Here is a 2,850-nt window from a genome sequence, read left to right on the forward strand (position 1 = left end):
CCCCGTCGCATCCCGGACGCCCGCCACAAACGACCGATTTTTTCGCCCTGGACAACAAGCGCCAGCGCTCCCCATGGGCAGGGGCCGACCCTGTGCTCCAACGAGAACAGCGGGCCAGCCTCTGCAGAGGCTGGCCCGCTGTTCAGCGTTGAGTCAGGAGGTGCGCACCGTGATCGGGGTGCCTTCGCTGATGTGCTGGGCGTAGATGCTCAGCTCAGGATCACTGATGGTCCCGCTGATGCGGGACCACCGCGTCCGCAGCACCGGCTTGATCTCTTCCACCGGCGCACCGGCGTACTGCTGGCCCAACTGATCGAGCATCCTCTGGTAGTCCTTGGCCAACGTGGTCATCGTGTCCTGGACGGCTCGCTGCAGCTCGCGCTCCAGATTTCCCGAGATCTTCACCCGGGCGCTCATCGGGACACCTGCTGGGTGATGGTGGTTCCGGGGTGACGTGCGACGGTGGAAGTGGTGACGAAGCGGCCCGTGATGGCCGAACGGCCCACCGAACGGGTCGCTCCGCCGGGTGAGGGGATCGTCTCGGTAGTGGTGGTCCGCGGATTGCGCTTGGCCGTGGAGGTCTTCACGAACCGGCCCGTGCTGGCACTGCGGTGAACGGTCTTGCCCATGGGCTCGACTCCTGTTCTAGGTGTCCCGTTAACCGGGTGTCACCCATCCTGAGCGCGGCGGTGAGGGCGGTAGAGTCCGAAGCCTAGCCGCCAAACTAGACACCGAGCCCTGCGCCCTCCACCCTGGAGGGTCCAGGGCTTTGGTGCTCTAACGGAATTCTATCGTGGAACCCGGACGCATTAAGTGGGAGCTCTCACTGCCGGTCACTGACTCGTGTCAGGACGGCCTGGAATCTGCCGCAGGCCCGAGATTTTGGGGTATCCGGTAGCTCTGTCCACGTCTTTATCCACAAGATCTTGATCGGAGTCATTTCGTCGCGGGCTTCCAGAAGACACTACGCGCCGGCGAGGGATGTGCGGTCGGCTCTATATCCGAATGGCTTCGCGGTGTCTCCTCCAGACTTCAGTGGCGGGAGGCGGGCGCAGTGGGAATGTCCAAGCGGGTATACCCCTTTACACACCCCGTCCGCCCACGAGAGCATCACGTCAGAGACGGTCCCAAACCGGGTCGTTAGACAGAAGTGTCGGAGGGTCTAAGACGTGGTTGGACAGACAGTGGCCTATGTGCGGGTCAGTTCGGCCGAGCAGAACCTGGATCGTCAGCTCGAGGCGGTGGGGGAGTGCGACCGCATCTTCGAGGACAAGATCTCCGGCAGCTCCCGCGCCAAGCGCACGGGGCTGGCTGAGCTGATGAGGTATGTGCGTGAGGGGGATCTGGTGAAGGTCGCCTCGATGGATCGGCTCGGCCGGGACACCCGGGACCTGTACGCGATCGTGGACGAGCTCACCGACAAGGGGTGCGCGGTGCAGTTCGTCTCCGAGCGGATCACCGTGGACAAGTCCGGCACCTCCCCGGTGGACGGGCTGATGTTGGGCATCCTGGCGGCGTTCGCTGAGTTCGAGCGCCGGCGGATCAAGGAGCGCCAGGCCGAGGGCATCGCCCTAGCCAAGGCCCGCGGCAAGTACGTCCAGGCCCCGAAGCTCTCGGACACCGACGTGGAGCAGGCGCGCGTGATGATCGAGATGGGGATCCCGAAGGCGGAGGTGGCGCGCGCGTTCGGGGTGAGCCGGCAAACGCTGTGCACCTCGCTGTCCCGGGGTGCGAGAAAAGAAGTACCCTCCGATCTATGAGCAAGGCGACGCCCCTGCTCCCGCTCTCGAAAGGACGCTTGATGAGTTTTCCCGAGTTGGTCAACGCCTACGCGGTGTCAGCGCGGGAGAACCTGCGTGGTCCAGGGCAGGCAGAGGCGGCGCTCTCAGCACCCGTGGCTGCTCTGATGCGCGGCGTGGGGGAGCTGGTAGGGCGCCGAGTTGTAGCCCACAGTGAGGTCACCGTGGTCGGGGACGAGGGCGAGGCCGTCCGTCCGGACTTCGGGGTGCGCGTCGACGGTGTGCTGACCGGGCATATTGAGCTGAAGGCACCGGGGGTATCTCTTGACCCGGCGACCTACAAGCCACGTACCCACAACGGCCGGCAGTGGCAGCGACTGAAGGAGCTGCCCAACCTCCTCCACACCAACGGCACCGAGTGGCGGCTGTGGAGGTACGGCAAACTGGTGGGCGACCCGCGCAGCTTGCATGTGGCCGATCTGCGCACCATGCGCGGCTCTTCCGTGACGTTCCAGGCCGAGCTGGAACGGATGCTCACTGACTTCGTGCTGTGGGAGCCGGCACCGATCACTTCGGTCTCCAAACTGGTGGATGTTCTTGCTCCGCTGACCCGTCTTCTGCGGGAGGAGGTCCTCGACGTGATGCGCGATGAGCGCAGAGCTGTCCGGGCCGGCGCCTCGGCGCTTGCCCAGCCTCTGAGTTCGTTGCACAAGGAGTGGCGTCGGGTCCTGTCTCCCGGTGCTGATGAGGACCAGTTCGCTGACGGTCTGGCTCAGACGGTGGTCTTCGCTCTTGTCCTGGCGGTCTCGGAAGGGGTCGACGTGGGTGGGCTCCCGCTCTCCGAGGTGGCCGATTCCCTGACCGGGCGTTATGGCGTGATGGGACGCTCCCTGTCGTTGGTGGCTCAGCCCATCCGTTCAACGCCGGTCCAGACCGCCGTGGAGACCATCACGCGCACGCTCTCCGCAGTGAACTGGGACGACCTAGGTGTAAGAGGTCATGACGTTGTTGACTCGTGCCGGGGCCAACGAGGTTGGCGGGGCGTCCCCGCAGGAGGTATGAGGCCGATGGTAGTTGTAGTGGTTCACCCACACCTGCAGGGCCTCACGCC

4 protein-coding genes are annotated in these 2,850 nt (G+C 65.0%); 1 reads left to right on the forward strand and 3 read right to left on the reverse strand.

The window, feature by feature from the left end; translation table 11 throughout:
• Positions 1-153: 153 nt before the first annotated feature.
• Together ACFI33_RS11695 and ACFI33_RS11700 are read right to left on the reverse strand one after the other, a co-directional pair.
• Entirely contained in the window at positions 154-417 is a 264-nt protein-coding gene (locus tag ACFI33_RS11695) for a hypothetical protein (protein ID WP_036334322.1), read from the reverse strand.
• Positions 414-629 carry a hypothetical protein gene (locus ACFI33_RS11700; RefSeq protein WP_036334324.1) on the reverse strand — a complete coding sequence of 72 codons (216 nt, stop codon included), beginning with the start codon at positions 627-629 and terminating at the stop codon, positions 414-416. The genes ACFI33_RS11695 and ACFI33_RS11700 overlap by 4 nt, the downstream gene beginning before the upstream one ends.
• Positions 630-1,169: 540 nt before the next feature.
• On the opposite strand from ACFI33_RS11700, the gene ACFI33_RS11705 reads away from it, so the two are divergent.
• A complete protein-coding gene (locus ACFI33_RS11705; RefSeq protein ID WP_095347682.1) occupies positions 1,170-1,760 on the forward strand; it encodes a recombinase family protein in 591 nt (196 codons plus the stop codon).
• A gap of 962 nt (positions 1,761-2,722) precedes the next feature.
• Here ACFI33_RS11705 and ACFI33_RS11710 read toward each other — a convergent pair.
• Positions 2,723-2,850 (reverse strand): integrase core domain-containing protein (locus ACFI33_RS11710; RefSeq protein WP_206496681.1); only part of this gene is annotated, 128 nt, incomplete at its 5' end.

The sequence above is a fragment of the Micrococcus sp. PSi08 genome, assembly GCF_054960655.1.

Excerpts from the sequence above, each read along its gene's own strand:
- ACFI33_RS11700 (WP_036334324.1), bottom strand. The coding sequence starts at position 629 with ATGGGCAAGACCGTTCACCGCAGTGCCAGCACGGGCCGGTTCGTGAAG.
- ACFI33_RS11695 (WP_036334322.1), bottom strand. The coding sequence starts at position 417 with ATGAGCGCCCGGGTGAAGATCTCGGGAAATCTGGAGCGCGAGCTGCAG.